Here is a 20,217-nt window from a genome sequence, read left to right on the forward strand (position 1 = left end):
TCCAAACTTAAAAAGTAGATATTCGACTTAAATTGTATAAATCTTTTGTTCTCTGGGTATTCATAGTATATAATGTTAGCTGTAGATTTTGGTGTTCATTAAATTGAATACTTTTTTTATTGATGCATTTTTAAAAATGCCGAACTACGTAATTTATTGGAGTTGATAAAATGAAGTTTATTTCACTTTCTAGTGGATCTTCTGGGAATTCCTTATTAGTGGAAACAAATAAGACAAAAATTTTAATAGATGCTGGATTTTCAGGAAAGAGATTGGAATATTTATTAAATGATGCTTCTGTTCTTCCTGAAACTATAGATGCAATATTAGTTACTCATGAACATACTGACCATGTAAAAGGCGTAGGTGTTATGAGTAGAAGGTATAATATACCGGTCATTGCCAACGAAGAAACTTGGTTAGCAATGATAAAGAAAATCGGACCAATCAGAGATGAAAATATCCTCATCTTTAAAAATGATTATGACTTTACCTTAAGAGATTTAGATATCCATCCCTTTAGCACATTCCACGATGCAGCAAATAGCTGTGGGTTTGCCGTATATAATGGAAAATCTAAGTTATCCATTCTAACGGACACCGGTGCTGTAAACGAACGTATAAAAAGACAGATTGTAGGTTCTGATATTCTATTTATAGAATCTAATCACGACCCTATAATGCTTATGAATGGCCCTTATTCTCCTGCATTGAAGAGAAGGGTTGCTTCTACAAAGGGACATTTATCAAATTTAGACTGTGCATCTACTTTAGAAGAGGTTTTATCTGGTAATAACGAAAAGGTGATTTTGGCCCATTTGAGTAATGAAAACAATACTGCTGAACTAGCTTTAGAAACTGTTTCTGATCATCTCATAGACTTAGGACTTGATATTAATAGGGATATAAGTCTGACTGTGGCAGATAGAAGTATCATTAGTAATAGAATTGAGTTATAGAATATGAATGTTAAAATATTAACTATCGGCAATATTAAGGAATCATTTTTAAGAGAGGGGATTAAAGAGTTCGATAAAAGACTTAAGCCCTATGCAAGTATACAGGAGATAGAACTAAAGGAGACTTTAATTAAGTCTGATACTCCCTCGAATATTCAAAAGGCATTAAATGATGAAGGGAGGAGAATTTTAGATAAACTTAGTCCTAAGGACTATGTTATAGTCCTAGATATTAAAGGAAAGCGGTACTCAAGTGAGGAATTTTCAAATATCCTTGAGGACTTAAAAATTAGCGGCTATAACGACTTTGCCTTTATAATCGGTTCATCCTATGGACTGAGTTCTGAAATCAAAAACAGAGCCAATTTAAAGCTATCTTTTTCTAAGATGACTTTTCCTCATCAACTTATGAAGTTAATTTTATTTGAACAATTGTATAGATGGATTAAAATTGCTAAACATGAGCCCTATCATAAGTAGATTTATTTTTATTTTGCCCTACTAATCATAGGGCTTATTTTTTGTGAAATTTCATACTCAAGGGTTATTAAATTTTATGGATTGGAAATTTTTATGATATTTACTTCTTTTTGACTTACCACATAATAATGTTATAAGTATAGGGCAGCCTTAATTGCCGACTGTTTTCGTGGTATAATTAAAGTAGATAAGGAGAGATAAATTGAGTGACAATGGTTTAAAGAGTGGTTTTTGTCCACAGATGATAGTTACTGAGGAGCTAAAGTCCTTAAAGGAGATTGAAAAGGCTATCATCAAAAGATATAGAAAAAAAATATGGTCTAAGTTTATCAAGGCCATTAAGGAATACGATTTAATTCAGGATAATGATAAGATTGCCGTTGCAATTTCTGGAGGAAAGGACAGTCTTTTACTTGCCAAATTATTTCAGGAGTTGAAGAAAAACGGCAGAAACAACTTTGAACTTGAGTTTATTGCCATGGATCCCGGGTATCATGATGATATTAGGGTCTTGTTAGAAGAAAACTGTGAATATTTGAATATTCCAGTCCATATATATAATTCAGATATCTTTCAAGTTGCAGATAAGATTTCTTCAGACTATCCATGCTACATGTGTGCAAGGATGAGAAGGGGTTCTCTTTATGCAAAGGCCCAGGAACTTGGATGTAATAAGCTTGCCCTAGGCCATCATTTTGACGATGTTATTGAGACAAATTTGATGAATATCCTCTGTGCAGGAAATTTCAAGACTATGATGCCAAAATTAAAGGCTATGAACTTCGATAATATGGAAATAATCAGGCCTATGTATCTTATTGAGGAAGATAGTATAATTCGATGGATAAACTATACTGGGTTGATGCCTTTAAATTGTGCATGTATGGTGGCGGCAAAGAAAATAGGCTCTACTAGACATAAGATTAAAGATTTAATAAAGACTTTGGATAAACAGGGTTTTACAAATGTTGCAATAAATATATTCAGAGCTTGTGAAAATGTGGATATAAATAGAATACTAGGTTATGTAGAAGATGATGAAAAACATTCATTTTTAGATAATTATTAAGGGGGTACTTATGAACTGTCTATACAAAGAAATTTTACCGAATATGTACTATATTGGAGCAAATGACAGGGAAACTGAACTATTTGAAAATATGTTGCCTATTCCTAGGGGTGTTTCCTATAATGCTTATTTGATTAAGGATGAAAAAACCTGTCTATTAGACACCATCAGAATCAATAAGTCAGGGGGATTTTTACCAAATGTTAGAAAGATTTTAGATGGTAGAAATTTAGACTATCTTGTGATTCAACATATGGAACCGGATCATTCTGGATGTATTAACGATATTTTAGAATGCTATCCAGATGTAATTTTTGTCGGTAATAAAAAGACTAAGGGAATGTTATATGACCTGTTAGAACTTGAGCCAGAAGAGGATAAGTTTATTGAAGTTTCTGAAGGAGATGTACTTAAACTTGGCGAAAGAGAGCTACACTTTGTAATGACACCAATGGTTCACTGGCCTGAGTCCATGGTTAGCTATGAACCCCATGACAAGGTTCTGTTCTCCCAGGATATATTTGGAGGCTTTGGAACATTAGATGGTGCAATTTTTGATGATCAAGCTGATTATTCTGTCTTCCAATCGGAAACTAGACGCTACTATTCAAATATAGTTGGAAAATATTCCATGATGGCAGCAAAGGCTGTGGATAAGGTAAAAAAATTGGATATTGATATAATTTGTCCTGTCCATGGTTTTGTATGGAGAAAGAATCCTGAAATAATAATTGAGGACTATAGAAGATGGGCCAACTATGAAGTGGAAGATGGAGTTGTAATTGCATATGGCTCAATGTATGGTAACACTGAATCCATGGCGGACCACCTTGCCCAATTCCTTGCAGAAGAAGGGGTAAAAAACATAAAGGTGTATGATGTTTCTAAGACCCATTTTTCATATATTCTATCAGAAGTATGGAAGTATAAGGGACTTATCCTAGGCTCGGCGACCTATGACAGCTCAGTGTATCCAAATATGTACAGCCTATTAAATATCCTAAAGCATAACAAGATTAAAAATCATGTTCTAGGAATTTTTGGATCCTATGGCTGGAGCGGTGGAGGAGTCAAATCCCTACTGGAATTTAGAGAAGATAGTAAATTTGATCCAATAGAAACCACTGTAGAAGCAAGGGGTACAATGCATGATGAGGATTTAGAAGGACTAAGAAAAATGGCAAAGGAAATGGCCGAAAAACTTAAAGAAAAGTAAATATTACAAAAGGATTATAAAAAACAGTAAGCGCTCTAGATTGAGCGCTTTTTAAGTGAAAATTTCAAAATATATCTCTTTTAAGGAGTCTTTTAAATTTTGAATGTTTATTATTTCTATGTCATTAACAAAAAGGATTTTTAAAACCCCATTAAGGTCTTTTTGATCTATTATGAGCTTATCTTTGGAATGTAGGAAATGATTTTTATTCAAAATATCGAAGGATTTACTATCATCACTGGATTCAATCTTCAATAGTTGGGATGAATAGGACTTAAATTCGATTATTTTGCCATCTTTTAAAAATAAGATATCATCGGTTAAATCATTTATGTCATCTAATATATGGGAGGATAAAAGAATTCCCTTGGTTTTACTCAAATTTAGTAAAAGTTCTTTCATCTTTTTAACTGAACTAGGATCAAGTCCAGAAAGAGGCTCATCCAAAAGTATATATTCAGTATCTGGAAGTATTGAGAGTGCTATCATGGTTCTATTTTTCATTCCAAGACTATAAGTTCCAATTTTATTCTTATAGAAGTGAGATATTTCCGTTAAATTTGCGACTTTATCAATTTTTTCATAGTTGATATTATAAGTTTTTGCGACATATTTCATATAGTCTATAGCAGCTATTTCAGGGTCTAAAATAGAGGAGTCTCCTAAGAATGTTAGATTTTCTAGAATTTTCCTATTGTTGATTTCCTTGTCATCTATAATAATGGAACCATCGGCTTTAAGCTGTTGGGAAATACAATTTAATAGAGTTGTTTTACCTGCACCATTTGGTGCTACTAAAGCTTTTATTCCCTTCTCCAAGCCAAAGGAAACACCCTTTAAAACTGGATTTTTATTATATTTAAAATTAAGATTTGTAATTTTAAGCATAGGTCCTCCTCAAATTTTTTAAGCTAAAAATATTCAAAATTAATGCACAAATAGCAAGCAGTATTAAACCCAATATTAAATTAAAGGAATCTCTTCCATGATAATTTCTTAAAAATCCAGATAATATACCATCGCTATCCAAATATGTCATTGGAGAGATAAAAGAATATTTTGAAAAATATGCTAGAATTATTCCAATGACCATTATTACAAAATATAATCCTATTAGAGTCTTATTTTTAAAAATTAGACTTAAAAAGACCAATAAGGAAGTGATAAATGATATACCTAAGCTGGATAAAAGGACATTTAATAGTAGGTACTTTCCTAGGGATATAAATTTATAACTATTTTTAAATGTAATGGCTACAGGATGATTTGCATTACCAAAGCCATAAAATAGTCCAGAAAATAGGAAGATAATGCCAATTATAGAAAGAAATATGACGAGACTAGGCACAAAACTTCCAATGAAAGATTTTATATACACCTTGCCCAACTTTTCTTTTAGAGAGAGCTTAAATTTTATATGATTCCTTTTCCACAAAAATACATTTGTAATAAGTGAAATTATTACCATTAAGAGCAAACCTAGCTTAATATGAAAGAAATTATACAAAAAAGCAAAGGCATCATTATTTTTAATAAGGCCAGTATAGAAGTACTCCATAATAAGGTAGTCTAATTTAATGTAGTTATTTGAATCAAAATTTGAGAAAATAGGACCTAGGAAAGTTTTAGGTGTTGGAAGGTTTCTCTTCTCATATTCACTAACATAGTCTATATTTAACGGTATGGTCTTATCTGACAGTTCCATGTCCCTTAGCATTGTATTATATAGGAGTAGGGGATGATTTTTTATAGCCTCCTTCTCCAAATTATAATATTTTTTAGGATCTTTATCTCTATTTGAAAAGGCTAACAAGTGTTCATATCTAATTCTTGATTCATCTAATATATTTTTTTGTTCTTCTAGTTCTGTTTCTTCATAATAATCCAATTCCATTTTTTCATCTTCATCCAGATGAGCCCTTTTTTCATCGGTTAGTCCTCTAACACTGTTGAAGGTTTCATGATGATTTTCTAAGACTTTACTTTGATAGTCATAGTCCTTTTTATAGGATTTGAGATTTATTTCAAAATTATTATTGAAAAACGCTAAGTGCTCATTATTCATTGACGAAAGGACACTTGTGAAAAGTAGTGGAATTAGGAGTATATAGGGGCAGTACTTTACAAAGTAATACTTAGTATAAAAGGAAATAGTAAAAGGTTTTCTTATTATTAGTTCAGACCACCTGGACTTTGATTCCTTAATTTCTATAAATATGGAAAGTTTTAAGCATAAAATTGCCAGGATAATACCAAATAAAAGTTTTAGCCAATCTATAGCCACAAGGTCTGAAAAATTTAGCTTTTTTATTATATTTACAAGGCCCATTGGATGATTAACTAACCCTTTCATTATATTAAAATTAATAAGTTGAGAAATGAATAACATAGCCGCTAGAATAAAAATTAGAACCTTAAAGTAAAACCTATTAAATAGATTTGATAATAGATTGAACACGGCTGAAAATATGGTTGTCAATATAATAAATATAGTTCCCTTGTATATAAAGATTCCTATAGGTTTTTCAGTAATATAAGTGGTTAATCAATCGATGATCTGTGGATTAAAGTATATATAGTCAAAAGGTCCAATTCCAGAGCCAAATATCCATGAGAGTAGGCCAAGGAATAAAAAAATACTTGTACAGAAAATTAAAACAATAGTAGCGTAAAAGAGCGAAGCCTTAAGTTTTAAAACAAATAGATTTTCCTTTAGCTTTAAAGCGATTTTGTCCTGTTTTAAGACAAATGCCCCAATTAAAGAGACAATGATGAGTATTGGGGCAGAAAAGAGATAATCAGACTTTCTTGCAATTATGGAATTTAAATATACTTTGCCATTTTCGTCCAGTACTTCTACCTTGCTATTACTTAAATAATCATATCGCTTAGCTAAAAAAGTCATATCCCCTGGTTCAAGTAGGCTATAGGACTTGTCCCTGGTACTTTTATAAAAGTCGATTAGCTCCTTTTGTCCTTTCATAAATGCAGGTTTGTTCATTTTCTTTGCAGGCACTTTTTCTATAAATCCTGATGCGGGGATTTCTTCTTGAGAAAAGGATTGTATAATTTCTGAAATTATATTATTTAATGTTAAATAGTACTCTATTTCCTCAATTGTATTCTCGTCTTCTTTTAAATAATCAAAGTCATTATCAGTATTTTCACCGTATATAAGGGCATTATAATCCCTTAAAGAAAGACTTTTACTTAAAACTTTATTCAAATTATCTTCAATTCCAACATATAAGTCTATTTCTTTGTCCTCCAGACTATACTTTTCTCCAGTGAAGACAATAATACTCAAAATTAAAGAAATTATTAGCAGACAGATATGTATCTTATTTTGTAAAAATCTTTTAATAGTCATAATTACTCCTCAGAATTATTTAAAAGTCCAAACCATTTAATATTTACTATATTATAACACACCATAGGTTGAAATCATAAAATTATTAAAAAAATCCATCCCAAACCTATCCTCACCAAATTGAAATCCGTACACAAAAAAGGGCCGGTTTCCCAGCCCATTTTGTTTACTTTGTTATAACTGCTTTGTCATCTAGGTAGTCTGGCAATCTTAGGTTATCCGGTTCATGGTCGGATTTCTTAATATTTACCGCTGCCACCTTATATTCTGCCGTCATGGTCATAGGGTCGTAGGCGTCGTTGGTAACTTCATTGACTGGAGACTCCCAATAGTGGAAGGTCATCCAAAGCATATTAGGTTTAACTCTGTCTGTAATGGTTACCCTCGTCCAAATTTTACCTCTTCTTGAAGTCACTTCGATTACATCGTGCTCTTCAAGGCCATACTCCATGGCGGTTATAGGGTTTATCTCCGCAAGTTCGCAAGGTCTAATATCATTTAAAGTATCGGACTTTCTGGTCATAACATTATAATGATATAACATTCTACCTGTAGAAAGAACTATTGGATATTCTTCACAGGTCAATTCACCAGGTGCCTTGTATTCAGCTGGCACTAGGCGTCCCATACCCCTAGCAAAGATTCCCTTGTGTAAGTATTTAGTACCTGGATGTTTTTCAGTAGGACATGGCCATTGAAGTCCCTTCTCATCCATTCTCTCGTAGGTCATACCTGCGTAGGAAGCGGCGGACTTTCTTATATCCTCAAATACTTCTTCTGAGTTTTTAAAGTCAAAGCCATTAACTCCCATTTCCTTTGCAATATCGGAGATGATCTTCCAGTCAAGTCTAGCTTGTCCTGGAGCTTCTACAGCCTTTCTAACCCTTTGAACTCTTCTTTCGGTGTTAGTAAAGGTACCGTCCTTTTCTGCATAGCAGGTTGCAGGAAGAATTATATCTGCAAACTTAGCAGTTGGTGTCATAAATATATCTTGAACTACTAGAAAATCAAGGTTTTCTAAGGATTCTTTAACATGGTTTGCATTAGGATCTGTAAGAACGGGATCTTCTCCCATGATATACATAGCCTTTAGATTGCCTTCGTGGGCATTTGCAAACATTTCAGGAATTCTATAGCCCTTGTTTCTACTTAATTTTGCATTCCAAATCTTTTCGTACTTTTGAATTGTCTTTTCATCATAGGAATTGGCATATCCAGGGAAGTTGTTTGGAAGAGCCGCCATATCACAGGCCCCTTGTACATTATTTTGACCCCTTATAGGGTTAACCCCTGCAGATTCAAAACCTACATGTCCTGTAATCAGGGCAAGGTTTGAAAGGGTCATAACATTTTCTGTTCCCGTAGTATGCTCTGTAATACCCAATGTGTAGAAGATTCCTGCCTTCTTAGAAGAAGTATAGATATGGGCAACTTCAACAAGTTTATCATAGTCTATTCCAGTAATCTTTTCTACCATTTCCCTGTCATATTTGGAAACTACTTTTTTAAGTTCATCAAAACCTTCCACTCTCTCTTCAATGTACTCGTGGTCAATTAGGTCTTCGTCTATGATTATCTTCATAAGACCGTTGATTAAAGCCACATCGGAGCCAGAGTTTAAAGGTAGCCAAACGTCAGCCATGGCTGCAAGTTCTGTTCTTCTTGGGTCTATAACTATAAGCTTAGTACCGTTGTATTTAACAGCCCTTTTCATCTTATTACCTATGATTGGGTGAGCCTCTGTAGCGTTAGAACCTATTATGAAAAGCACATCCGCATCTTCAATTTCGCCAATGGAGTTTGTCATAGCTCCACTTCCAAGTGTTGTTGCAAGACCTGCAACTGTAGGAGCATGTCAGGTCCTTGCGCAGTGATCTACGTTGTTGGTTCCAAGGGCAACCCTCATAAACTTCTGGAAGGTATAGTTGTCTTCGTTGGTAGTTCTTGCAGAACTCAAACCAGCCAAGGCGTCAGAACCATACTCTTCTTTAATTCTTGTAAAGTTTTCTGCTACTGTCTTTAGAGCTTCATTCCAAGAGATAGGTACAAATTCTCCATCTACCTTCTTTAGTGGAGTCTTCAGTCTATCAGGACTATTTATCAAGTCGATATGACTTCTACCCTTAACACATAGAGAAGTTCCATTTACAACGGCATCTTCAGTAGGGGTAACTCCGATTACCTTTCCATCTTTAACATTTAAATCAAAGGTACAACCGGTTCCACAGAAAGGACAAGTTGTTCTTACCTTTTTATCAATCTCCCAAGGTCTAGTACCAATAAAGTGTTTGTTTAAGATGGCACCAGTAGGACATACGGAAATACATTGTCCACAAAGTCTACAGTTTTCGTCTGAAAGAGGTAGGTCAAAACCTGCTGCAATCTTGGATTCAAAGCCCCTTGAAACAAAGTCGATTGCAGTGGTAACTTGTACCTCTTTACAAACCCTAACACATTTACCACAAAGAATACACTTTGATTGGTCCCTGAGTAGTACAGGGTTTCGAGCCTCTACTTCATAATTTTTCTTTTCACCGTGGAAACTAGGTCTTACATTATATTCATAGGCTAGGTCTTGAAGCTCACATTCACCTGTTTTACCACAGGTCAAACAGTCTTCAACGGGATGGTTTGAAAGAAGTAAATCCAAAACAGTTCTTCTGGTCTTTTGAACAGTTTCCGTATTTGTTCTAACTACCATACCATCCGTAGCTTTAGTACAGCAAGTTGCTACAAGGTTTCTAAACCCTTCAACCTCCACAACACACATCCTACAACCACCGAAGTGGGATAGGTTGTCGTCGTGGCATAGAGTAGGAATCCTTGCGCCGGCTTGCCTACAGGCATCTAAGAGCAAAGTGCCTTCTTCGACCTCTATGTCCACTCCATCTATATTGAGTTTTATCATAATCTCACCTTACCAAATCTCTCTATATCCTACATTAAGATACATTTCTTCAAGTCTTGTCTTATGAAGCTTTTCCATATTTTTAAGATTTGTAAAAACCTCTTTTTTATCAGCCTCAGCAGAAGCATCCGCTAGGGACTGATACATCAACATGGCATCTTCTTCCCTTTTTATTGCCAAGGCGATGGCGTCGGGAAAACTCATATCCGTACTGAGTTTAGGCGCATCTAAGGTCTCTGCAATCTCATAGTCTACAGGTTGATTGATGCTCATGTTCTTTCCCTCAGCCTCTCTATAGCTGATTAAGAATTTCTTATGGTCCAATTCCTCATTAGCAAGATCTGTAAAAGTCTTCTTAAGGGTCTTATCTTCAAGTTTATTTGCTGCTTCCAGATAGAAAGTGTAGGAAGCTTCCTCTTCTTCAATAGCAAAATCTATTACTTTTTTAAAATCTTCTTTATTCATTTTCACCCTCGTCAAGTCTTTCCATTTTTTCATAGACATTGTCTAGGTTTAAAGCTTGTGACCACTTAACCTCAACAAATTCATTACCTTCATCATCATTGTAGAACTTCTTATATGGCTTATGTGGAACATCCACATATTCAAGCTCTGTTAAAAGTCTTCCCCTTAAACACAAAGGTCTGCCATTTTGTGGGCTACCTGCCTCAACGGCCACAACCTTACCTCTGTTCATAATAAGGTTCATATTGCAACCATAGTCACAGGACTTACACTTAACCTCTTTAACAGTTCTTTCCCAAGTCCTTCCCTCCCTATAGGATCTTCTATCTACAAGGGCTCCAACAGGACATTCTACAACACATCTATTACAAGATACACAACCGGATTTTTCCATTGCAGTATCATAATCTGCAATTATCTTAGTTTCAAAACCTCGATTACCAAACTGTAAGATATTTCTGTCAGGAACTACAGCACAGGTTCTAACACACTTACCGCAAAGAATACACTTTGATTCATCCCTAAGGATGTAAGGACTGGAGCTGTCAGTAAACCCAGCCTCTTCAGAACCCCTTCTTGCACCATCATGTTCTCTAAACTTTACATCATATCTATAGGCATAGTCCTGAAGCTTACACTTACCATTACTTGAACAAGTCAAACAATCAGAAGGGTGATTGTCTAAATATAATCTAAGCAATGTCTTTCTAATACTAACAACCAAAGGACTTTCAGTATGAACCGCCATACCCTCAGTTGCAGTGGTAGAACAAGCTGTAACAGGCTTATTAAATCCGTCAATTTCAACTACACACATACGGCAGGAGGACACTACAGGAAGTTCCTTACTATAGCATAGAGTAGGAATTTCAATACCTGCCCTTTTTGCAGCCTCAACTAAATTCATTCCCTCAGGTACCCTTACCTTTTTACCGTCAATAGTTAAACTAATAAATTTCATTCTATCACCTACTTGAACACAACTGAATTGGTTGGACAAACTTCCATACAGTTACCACATTTAATACAAGCATCTTGATTGATAACATGAAGTTTTTTAACTTCTCCTTCAATACAATTAACAGGGCATTCCCTCTTACATCTAGTACAACCGATGCAAGTGTCGGAAATAAAGTAGGATAATAGGTTTTTACAGTGATGAGCAGGACATCTCTTTTCCTTAACATGGGCCTCATACTCATCTCTAAAATACCTTAAAGTAGATAAAACAGGGTTTGGAGCAGATTGACCAAGACCGCATAGAGAAGAGATCTTAATGGTGTTTCCTAACTCTTCAAGAGTGTCAATATCCTCCATGGTTCCATTACCTTCAGTAATCCTCTCTAAGATTTCCAACATTCTCTTAGTTCCCTCTCTACAAGGAGTACATTTACCACAGGATTCATCTACGGTAAATTCAAGGAAGAACCTTGCAATGTCCACCATACAAGTGTCCTCGTCCATAACAATCATTCCACCAGAACCCATCATGGATCCCAAAGCAGTTAAGTTGTCATAGTCAATAGGAGTATCAAGATAGTCCTTGGTGATACAACCTCCAGAAGGACCTCCGGTTTGAACCGCCTTAAACTCCTTGTCATCTATAATTCCACCACCGATATCGTAGATTATCTCCCTAAGAGTAGTTCCCATAGGAACCTCTATAATACCAGTTCTCTTAATATTTCCACCAAGGGTGAACACCTTAGTACCCTTAGATTTTTCAGTACCAATACTGTTAAACCAACTAGCACCTCTAAATATAATCTGTGCCACATTAGCGTAGGTTTCAACATTGTTGATTAAAGTAGGCTTACCCCATAGACCTTCATTTGCTGGGAAAGGAGGTTTATTTCTAGGAATACCCCTCTTACCTTCTATAGATTCAATAAGGGCCATCTCCTCACCACATACAAAAGCTCCCGCACCAAGTCTAAGTTCCAAGTCAAAGGAGAAACCACTACCCATTATATTGTTACCAAGAAGATTTAACTCCTTAGCCTTAGCAATACTTCTTTCAAGTAGAGCAACAGCAGAAGGATATTCCGCTCTAATATAGATATAACCTTGACTTGCACCAATTGCATAAGCAGCTATAGTCATGGCCTCAATAACCGCATATGGGTCACCTTCAAGAATGGACCTATCCATAAATGCACCAGGGTCTCCTTCGTCTGCATTACAAATAACATATTTAGGACTTCCAGTAGCATCTTTAGTAAATTGCCACTTCATACCAGTAGGGAAACCTCCACCACCACGACCACGAAGACCACTTTCCTTTATAACGTCAATAACCTCTTGAGGATTCATCTTTGTCAAAGCCTTTTCTAAGCCTCTGTAACCGTCTAGAGCTATGTATTCCTCAATAGAATTAGGATTTACTAAACCACAGTTCTTATGGGCGATTTTCTTTTGCTTTTTATAAAAAGTAGTTTCATAAATAGACTTTAAAACATCATCGGTCAAAGTTTCTTGATATAGCAACTCTTCAATGGTGTCATTTCCAATCAAATCCTCTTTAGCAATTCTAATGCCGTCGCCTTCCTTTAAATAAGCATAGAACTTACCACCAGGATACACAATTGCAATAGGACCTGCCTCACAAAGTCCAAAACATCCTACCCTAACAACGTCAATGGACTTTTCCTTACCCGCTTCCTTAATAGTCTGTCTAATCTCTTCTTCAATAATATCGGAATGAGAAGATCTACATCCAGTGTCACCACAGATTAGGACTTGCTTTTCATAGATGCTGTCAACCTCTTCAAAAAGATTAGATCTTAAAGCCATTTGAGGAAGAGTTCTATCCTTAATACTTATAAGTTCTTTTAAATCCATTAATTATTCACCTCTTCCCTTTCTCTATAACTATCTAAAATTCCCTTTATGTCAGAACTCTTTAACTTTCCGTAAACATCACCAGAAATCGTCATAACCGGTGCTAAACCACAAGCTCCGATACATCTAGTAGCCTGGATAGAAAAGTTTAAGTCTGGAGTCGTTCCTCCAACCTCAATACCAAGATTTTCAGTAACCTCATCTAAAATCTTTTGAGCCCCTCTAACATAGCAGGCAGTACCTAGGCAAACACCAATTTCGTGTTTTCCCTTTGGAATTAAAGAAAATTGAGAATAGAAAGTAACCACACCATATATCTCAGCAATAGGGATATTGGTTTTTTTAGAAATAATCTGTTGAATCTCTATTGGTAAATAACCAAACAAGTGTTGGCCCTTATGTAGAATGGACATAAGAGAGCCCTTCTTCCTTTTCTCTATATCGATAAAGTTTTCAAACTCTACCAGTTTTTCAGCATTTGCTTCAAAATCAAATGCGAAACTCATATACACCCCTCCTAAATTGATGAAAATGTTTTCAAGCGAAAGGTCCTTAAACCTTTGTTTAGACACTCTACTCACTACTTATATTATTCCACAAATTACCAAACTTATCAACCACCTTTAAAGTGATAAAGTTTTAACGATATTTATTATTTAAGTATTTCTTGTATAATGGATTAAGAGGTGAATTATGGCAAAGTACTTTATGGCAATAGATGCAGGAACCACCAGCAGTAGATGCATCTTATTTACAGAAGATGGACAGATAAAGTCCATAGCACAAAGGGAGATTAGACAGATTTTTCCAAAACCTGGATATGTAGAACAGGACCCTGTAGACATATGGTCTACCCAAGTCGGATGTTGTGTAGAGGCAATGTCCAAGGTGGGAATTACATGGAAGGACATAATCTCCATAGGCGTTGCAAATCAACGAGAAACCACAATCCTATGGGATAAAAAGACTGGAGAACCAGTTTATAATGCAATAGTTTGGCAGTGTCGAAGGACTGCAGACTACTGTGATGAGCTAAAAAACAAGGGCTACGGCGACATGATTAAGGAAAAGACAGGGCTTGTTCCCGACGCCTACTTTTCGGCAACTAAGATAAAGTGGATACTAGACAATGTCAGTGGAGCTAGAGAGAGGGCTAAAAGAGGAGAAATTTTATTTGGAACTGTGGACTCTTACTTGATTTGGAAACTTACAGGAGGTAGAGTTCACGCCACAGAAAAGTCAAATGCATCAAGGACCATGCTATACAATATAAAGGAACTTAAATGGGACGAAGACATATTAAAGCTATTGGACATTCCAAGAGAAATCCTTCCCCAAGTAAAATCTTCTGCTGGAGATTTTGGATATAGTGACAAGTCTTACCTTGGAGGAGAAATACCCATTACTGGAGTTTTAGGGGACCAACAAGCTTCACTTTTTGGGCAACTATGCTTTCAAAAAGGGGATTGTAAAAACACCTACGGCACAGGAGCTTTTTTACTTATGAACACAGGAAAAGTTCCCGTATATTCAAACCACGGTCTAGTTACAACCATTGCCTGGGGACTAAAAGACCAGGTGGACTACGCCTTGGAAGGTTCCATATTCGTGGCAGGGTCTGCGGTCCAGTGGCTAAGGGATGAACTTAGGATACTTGACTCTTCTGAAGATTCGGAATATATGGCAAGTAAAGTAGAAGATACAAATGACTGCTATGTAGTTCCTGCATTTACTGGACTAGGTGCACCTTACTGGGACCAATATGCAAGGGGGGCAATAGTTGGGATAACAAGAGGTGTAAATAAATACCATATTATAAGGGCTACTTTGGAATCCATAGCCTATCTTTCTTCAGATGTCATAGAGGTAATGGAAAAAGATTTAAAGGACAAATTGCACTTACTAAAAGTAGATGGGGGAGCAAGCAACAACAATTTTCTAATGCAATTTCAATCGGATATTCTAGGAGTTGATGTAATAAGACCTCAAATCACTGAAACCACCGCTTTAGGGGCAACTTTGATTTCAGCACTTGGCTGTGGTTACTACAGGGATTTAAATGAAATAAAGAAGGCGGACTTGGAAGAAACCGTATTTTATCCTACAATGGAGGAGTGTATTAGGAAGGAAAAAATCGAAAGGTGGAGAAAGGCCGTAACCTATTCTTTAAGTTGGGCTAAAAAATAGGAAAATTAGTAGTATAATAGATGATGGAGTAACATTTTGATTTAATAAGGAGAGAGAAATGGCAAATAATATCAAGACAAATTTAGATATAATAGAGTCCCTATTATATTTTTGGCAAGCAAGTAGTGAAGGGGAAAAAGTAGGAGAAGACTACATCAGATCCGTAGCTGATATGGATGACATGAAATATGTCTATAACGATGAGTTTTCTGAAGAAGAAGCTAGAAGAGTTCTTTCTTCTATTTCCAATAGAGAACTTCTAAGTGACACTACAAAACCAGAAAGAAAGTTTTGGAACAACAATATGTGGATGATGGAGGACTTAGGCTTTACAGATCTTATGGTAACTCCTGTGAAACAACTGCATTCAGACAAGTTTTTAGAAGTTGTAAACAACCATCCAAATAAGGACAGATACGAAACCATTGAAATAGTATTTGTACCAGGCCACCTGGATGAATACTATTTAGACGAAAACCGTCTAATAATCAACTTCTTTAAGATAATGGTGGACATATTCGATCCTGAGAAGATTACCATTGCAGAAAAGCCAATGGATGAATATATCGAAGAAAAATTGATAGAACTTTTAGAAGCTTAAATAAACTTCCAGGTAGGAGATGAGAGTTAAAATCCTATCTGGGAGTTTTTTTATTTACTCGAGCCTAGAATAACAATATTTTGAAAAAAAAAATAGAATATAGTAAAATATTTGTAACAAAGTTTTCTAGGAGGAAAAAATGGGGATTTTAATTGTAATAGGCATCTTGTTTTCAGTTCTTTGTCTGGGGCTAAGTGCTAAAAATCTATTTCAAAACAAAGCGGCAGAAACATTTGAACAAAAGGTTTTATTCCTACTTAACTTTATTTTAATGGGAGTAGGGTTACTTGGTCTAACCTACTATATCGGTTTTTTCATTGGATAATAATTTAACGATAGGAGTAAAACAAAAGCTCCCTCTTACATTGGACGTAAGAAGGGAGCAAATTTTTTACTAATTTGCCTGGGAATCTTGAATATTGTCAATTGCAATCATTATGGCAATAAAGAGTTCCTCATATTCTTCATTTATGACATTTATGATAAAACAGTCCCTCAGTCTGAAAACTTCCTTTTCAATATATCCTATCAACTCTTCACCCTTTAAGACTCTAAATTCATAGTCAAAGAAATTGCCTTCTATGGTGATATACTCCTTTTCAGGAAGAACTGTAATATATTTTGAAAAGATGGAGAACTCGCTTTTCAACGTCAACACTTTTCCGTTGGGAAAAGTTATGTCAAATTTAGGTAGCAAAGTAGGGAATTGCTTATCTATCAATATCTTTTCATTGGTTTTAACATTGGTAATCTCTAGATGTTTCTCAAAGAATTTAAAATCTTCATCTACAAAATAAACCGTTTCGCCATTTTCATCTACGATTGGGTAGTGGTCCTCAATCTTAAAAAACTCCTGTTCAATATATAGTTTTTTCATGATAGCCTCCTACTTAAATATACCCTGAAAATGGGAAAAATATTCACCAAATTTAAATATAGATAGGCTTATCTTCAAAGACGGCTTCACAGGTGGCTTCTACACCTAATTTTTTAAAAAGCTTTTTATCTACAGAACCAAGCATTGCAGAGCAGTGGACTTGAGCCCCCTTTAGTTTAGGGATTTGGTCAAGGGCAAGTTGCGCCCTTTCATCATTTGCTGCAGAAATGGACAAGGCTGTAAGGGTCTCGTCAATATGAAGCCTTGGGTTTTTGCTTCCCAAATACTTTGTCTTTAACTTTTGAATAGGCTCTATGGCAGAAGGTGCAATTAAATGGACAGGGTCTTCTATCTTTGCCAAGTATTTTAGGGCGTTTAAGATTAGCGCTGCAGAAGGTCCTAGAAGGTCCGAAGTCTTTCCAGTGATGATATGTCCGTCGGAAAGTTCCATGGCAGCTGCAGCAAAACCTGTTTCCTCTGCCCTTTTAATGGCTGGATTTACTACAGGGCGATCCTCTGGCTTTAATTGTAGCTGTTTCATAAGAAGTTCTATTCTATAAACGACAGAATGGCTAATTCGACCCTTGGAATATTCGTTTAAGGCATCATAGTACCTTTTTATAATCTCCTGTTTAGATGCATTTCTACAAACTTCGTCATCAGCTATACAAAAACCTGCCATATTAACACCCATATCCGTAGGGGAGTTGTAGGGAGAACTGCCATATATCATTTCAAACATCGCTTTAACCACAGGGAAAATCTCCACATCTCGGTTATAGGAAACCACAGTTTCCCCATAGTGTTCCAAATGATAAGGGTCAATCATATTGATATCATTTAAGTCTGCAGTGGCAGCTTCGTAGGCAAGATTTACAGGATGTTTCAAAGATAGATTCCAAATTGGGAAAGTTTCAAACTTTGCATAGCCCGATCTGATCCCACGTTTTTGGTCATGATAAAGCTGAGAGAGACAAGTGGCCATCTTTCCGCTTCCCGGTCCTGGAGCAGTAAGTACCACAAGGGGCTTGCTGGTTTTAATATATTCATTTTTCCCAAAGCCCTTTTCACTTACAATATTAGAAATATCTGCAGGATAGTCATCTATAATATAGTGGGTGTAGACGTCAATTCCCAAATTTGTAAGCCTTTCCTTGAACAAATCCGCACCGTGTTGGCCAGTATACTGGGTTATAACCACCGAACCGACAAAGAGACCATACCCCCTAAAGGCGTCAATAAGCCTTAGAAGTTCTACATCATAAGTGATTCCCAGGTCTCCTCGGATTTTGTTCTTTTCAATGTCCTTTGCATTTATTGTAATAATAATTTCAATTTCATTAGATAGTTCCTTTAACAATCTCAATTTAATATCCGGCTCAAACCCTGGCAAAACTCTAGAAGCGTGGAAGTCGTCAAAGAGCTTACCGCCAAATTCCAGATATAACTTATTGTCAAATTGTTCAATTCGTTTTCTTATATTCTTTGATTGAAGCTTTATATATTTTTCCTTATCAAAACCTATGTCCATCATTTCCCCCTTAAGAAATCTAAAAGTACATAGTTATAGTCTACTACAAAACTCTAAAAGTCGCTATTGTAGCAGATAACCCTCAAAAAATATAATATCATATCTATCCTCTTCAAAATTATGTTGGATTTCCAAATCCTTTAAGATAACCCTAGTTTTATCTCCATCCATATCATAGTCTAAGACTAGAGGACTTTTAAAATTGGACTTTTCTACAAACTCTCTCAATTCATCTAGACTGTACTTTACTTCTTTCGAATCAAGCTTAAAAATCACCTTTTCATCGTTTAGGATTATGGAAAATTTGTCGCTATTTGACTGATTTATAAAGGTTAGATTATTAAAATTTGAGATGTCCATACTATCAAAACTTGCAGAAAAACTTACTCCAGGATATCCACTTATATTTTCATCTGCAGAACTATTTTCTAGTGTAGCCAGATCAAAATCTCCTAAGTCTTTAAGCCTTTTCATTTCACTTCTCTGTGAAAAATAGGAGACTATGGAACTGATATTTCTACGATCTTTCCCCTTTATCTTTGAAAGGTTAAGCTTTCCTGTAGACATATTCACATTGTTTTTAGTCAAAATAGAAGAAAGCCTATTTTTTTGACTATAGAGGGAAAGGTTGTAGCTACTAAGAGGCCCTAAAGTTGAAATCAAGATGAGTAGGGACAAAATTTTTAAAGTAAAAATATTGTGCTTCTTTCTACCTAGGATATTGTATAGCATGAAAAAGGTAAGAAAGAGACCTATGAGTATTACATAGTATCTGTTTTCCGTAAGACCATACTCTATAATTCTATTGGCCATGGTATAGAACATAAGTCCTAGTAGGGGTAAAGAAGAAATCGGAAAATAATAGCTGATCAATAAATTTGATGCCACTTTTTCCCTATAGCTAAAGAAGATGATGACACTTGCCAAAATCCCATATACAATTGCCAAATAGGAGATGATGCGTAAAGGCAAAACTGCCTTTATGAGTATCTGTATAAAGTAGGCATATAGGATTAGACTCATAACTATCTCTATTGGTATAAGTATATTTTTTAAAATCTTCTTTGCAATAGTAGGCTCCAACCACTCCTCATATACAAAAGCCCTTGGGAAATTATTTAAAAATAACCACAAATTCAAAGTTCCCATAGTTAGAACAAAGGCCTTCAATATATAGTTTCCCATAAACACAAACCCAAAGAGGCTTGTTATGGAAAATAGTACAAGGGAAAGCCCCAAAAAAGTTATAAAAGATAGAAAACTACTTACAAATAGTCCCCGTAAAATCCTATAGACATAAAACTCGTGACCTTCAGGGTTTCCAATCTTTTCAATGTAAAGGGAAAGGGAGATAAAGAATAGGACAAAGCCAAAAAAGTAGATGACTATTCTAGGGCTTATGTCATTCCAATATCTTCCCATGATTGAATAGATTACAAAAGCAAAAAGAAGTCCTAACCCATAGGTAAATATTCGATATAACTTTGAGGAAAACTGTACCTGTAAAGTTTCATTTAAAAGCTCTATAAAAATAAATATAAAGATTGAAACAAATAGAGTTACAGCATAGGGAGCAATCACCTGTTGATATGGTACATCATCCACAATAAAACATAGTAGTAACCCAAGGATTAAACCCAATACACAAGTTATGGGAAATCTAATAAAGGTTGATTTGAAGTTTTTTAGATTCCGATTTATAAAATTTTTCAT

Annotated in this window: 18 protein-coding genes; 7 read left to right on the plus strand and 11 right to left on the minus strand. The window is 35.4% G+C overall.

What is annotated here, in order from left to right; translation table 11 throughout:
* Positions 1 to 170 precede the first annotated feature (170 nt).
* The 4 genes from Q1K37_RS03225 to Q1K37_RS03240 all read left to right on the plus strand — a co-directional run bounded on the left by Q1K37_RS03225 (position 171) and on the right by Q1K37_RS03240 (position 3,724).
* Positions 171 to 959, plus strand: a complete 789-nt coding sequence (locus Q1K37_RS03225) for an MBL fold metallo-hydrolase (RefSeq protein ID WP_300409310.1) — start codon at positions 171 to 173, stop codon at positions 957 to 959.
* A gap of 3 nt (positions 960 to 962) precedes the next feature.
* The gene (rlmH, locus tag Q1K37_RS03230; protein ID WP_300409312.1) at positions 963 to 1,439 is read left to right on the plus strand and encodes a 23S rRNA (pseudouridine(1915)-N(3))-methyltransferase RlmH; all 477 of its coding nucleotides are present in this window, start codon (positions 963 to 965) and stop codon (positions 1,437 to 1,439) included.
* Positions 1,440 to 1,680: 241 nt separating this feature from the next.
* Positions 1,681 to 2,508: an ATP-binding protein gene (locus Q1K37_RS03235; protein ID WP_300409361.1), complete on the plus strand. Its 828-nt coding sequence runs from the start codon at positions 1,681 to 1,683 to the stop codon at positions 2,506 to 2,508.
* Between the two features lie 10 nt (positions 2,509 to 2,518).
* Positions 2,519 to 3,724 (plus strand): FprA family A-type flavoprotein, encoded by a 1,206-nt coding sequence (locus Q1K37_RS03240; RefSeq protein WP_300409313.1) that lies wholly within the window; start codon positions 2,519 to 2,521, stop codon positions 3,722 to 3,724.
* A 51-nt stretch (positions 3,725 to 3,775) separates the two neighbouring features.
* Here Q1K37_RS03240 and Q1K37_RS03245 read toward each other — a convergent pair whose 3' ends face one another.
* From Q1K37_RS03245 to Q1K37_RS03280, 8 genes are all read right to left on the minus strand, one after another.
* The gene (locus Q1K37_RS03245; RefSeq protein WP_300409314.1) at positions 3,776 to 4,612 is read right to left on the minus strand and encodes an ABC transporter ATP-binding protein; all 837 of its coding nucleotides are present in this window, start codon (positions 4,610 to 4,612) and stop codon (positions 3,776 to 3,778) included.
* Positions 4,605 to 6,203, minus strand: a complete 1,599-nt coding sequence (locus tag Q1K37_RS03250; protein WP_300409316.1) for a hypothetical protein — start codon at positions 6,201 to 6,203, stop codon at positions 4,605 to 4,607. Before Q1K37_RS03250 ends, Q1K37_RS03245 begins: the two co-directional genes overlap by 8 nt.
* Before the next feature lie 66 nt (positions 6,204 to 6,269).
* Positions 6,270 to 7,094, minus strand: a complete 825-nt coding sequence (locus Q1K37_RS03255; RefSeq protein ID WP_300409318.1) for a hypothetical protein — start codon at positions 7,092 to 7,094, stop codon at positions 6,270 to 6,272.
* Positions 7,095 to 7,260: 166 nt separating this feature from the next.
* Positions 7,261 to 10,002: a formate dehydrogenase subunit alpha gene (gene fdhF / locus Q1K37_RS03260; RefSeq protein WP_300409320.1), complete on the minus strand. Its 2,742-nt coding sequence runs from the start codon at positions 10,000 to 10,002 to the stop codon at positions 7,261 to 7,263.
* Positions 10,003 to 10,011: 9 nt separating this feature from the next.
* The gene (locus tag Q1K37_RS03265) at positions 10,012 to 10,467 is read right to left on the minus strand and encodes a ferritin family protein (protein ID WP_300409322.1); all 456 of its coding nucleotides are present in this window, start codon (positions 10,465 to 10,467) and stop codon (positions 10,012 to 10,014) included.
* Positions 10,460 to 11,428: a 2Fe-2S iron-sulfur cluster-binding protein gene (locus Q1K37_RS03270; protein ID WP_300409324.1), complete on the minus strand. Its 969-nt coding sequence runs from the start codon at positions 11,426 to 11,428 to the stop codon at positions 10,460 to 10,462. The genes Q1K37_RS03265 and Q1K37_RS03270 overlap by 8 nt, the downstream gene beginning before the upstream one ends.
* Positions 11,429 to 11,436: 8 nt before the next feature.
* Positions 11,437 to 13,221 (minus strand): NADH-quinone oxidoreductase subunit NuoF, encoded by a 1,785-nt coding sequence (gene nuoF / locus Q1K37_RS03275; protein WP_366524082.1) that lies wholly within the window; start codon positions 13,219 to 13,221, stop codon positions 11,437 to 11,439.
* 86 nt (positions 13,222 to 13,307) lie between these two features.
* Entirely contained in the window at positions 13,308 to 13,814 is a 507-nt protein-coding gene (locus Q1K37_RS03280; protein ID WP_300409327.1) for an NAD(P)H-dependent oxidoreductase subunit E, read from the minus strand.
* Positions 13,815 to 14,001: 187 nt separating this feature from the next.
* On the opposite strand from Q1K37_RS03280, the gene glpK reads away from it, so the two are divergent.
* The 3 genes from glpK to Q1K37_RS03295 all read left to right on the plus strand — a co-directional run bounded on the left by glpK (position 14,002) and on the right by Q1K37_RS03295 (position 16,421).
* Positions 14,002 to 15,495 (plus strand): glycerol kinase GlpK, encoded by a 1,494-nt coding sequence (glpK, locus tag Q1K37_RS03285; RefSeq protein ID WP_300409329.1) that lies wholly within the window; start codon positions 14,002 to 14,004, stop codon positions 15,493 to 15,495.
* A 58-nt stretch (positions 15,496 to 15,553) separates the two neighbouring features.
* The gene (locus tag Q1K37_RS03290; protein ID WP_300409331.1) at positions 15,554 to 16,096 is read left to right on the plus strand and encodes a hypothetical protein; all 543 of its coding nucleotides are present in this window, start codon (positions 15,554 to 15,556) and stop codon (positions 16,094 to 16,096) included.
* Between the two features lie 139 nt (positions 16,097 to 16,235).
* Positions 16,236 to 16,421, plus strand: coding sequence for a hypothetical protein (locus Q1K37_RS03295; protein WP_300409333.1), 186 nt, complete (start codon positions 16,236 to 16,238; stop codon positions 16,419 to 16,421).
* A 69-nt stretch (positions 16,422 to 16,490) separates the two neighbouring features.
* Here Q1K37_RS03295 and Q1K37_RS03300 read toward each other — a convergent pair whose 3' ends face one another.
* The 3 genes from Q1K37_RS03300 to Q1K37_RS03310 all read right to left on the minus strand — a co-directional run bounded on the left by Q1K37_RS03300 (position 16,491) and on the right by Q1K37_RS03310 (position 20,217).
* Positions 16,491 to 16,973, minus strand: coding sequence for an LURP-one-related family protein (locus tag Q1K37_RS03300; protein ID WP_300409335.1), 483 nt, complete (start codon positions 16,971 to 16,973; stop codon positions 16,491 to 16,493).
* A gap of 52 nt (positions 16,974 to 17,025) precedes the next feature.
* Positions 17,026 to 18,504 (minus strand): DUF1846 domain-containing protein, encoded by a 1,479-nt coding sequence (locus Q1K37_RS03305; protein WP_300409337.1) that lies wholly within the window; start codon positions 18,502 to 18,504, stop codon positions 17,026 to 17,028.
* Positions 18,505 to 18,567: 63 nt separating this feature from the next.
* A complete protein-coding gene (locus Q1K37_RS03310) occupies positions 18,568 to 20,217 on the minus strand; it encodes a DUF4153 domain-containing protein (RefSeq protein WP_300409339.1) in 1,650 nt (549 codons plus the stop codon).

It is taken from the genome of Lagierella sp. (genome assembly GCF_029983815.1).
Lineage (GTDB): Bacteria > Bacillota > Clostridia > Tissierellales > Peptoniphilaceae > Mediannikoviicoccus.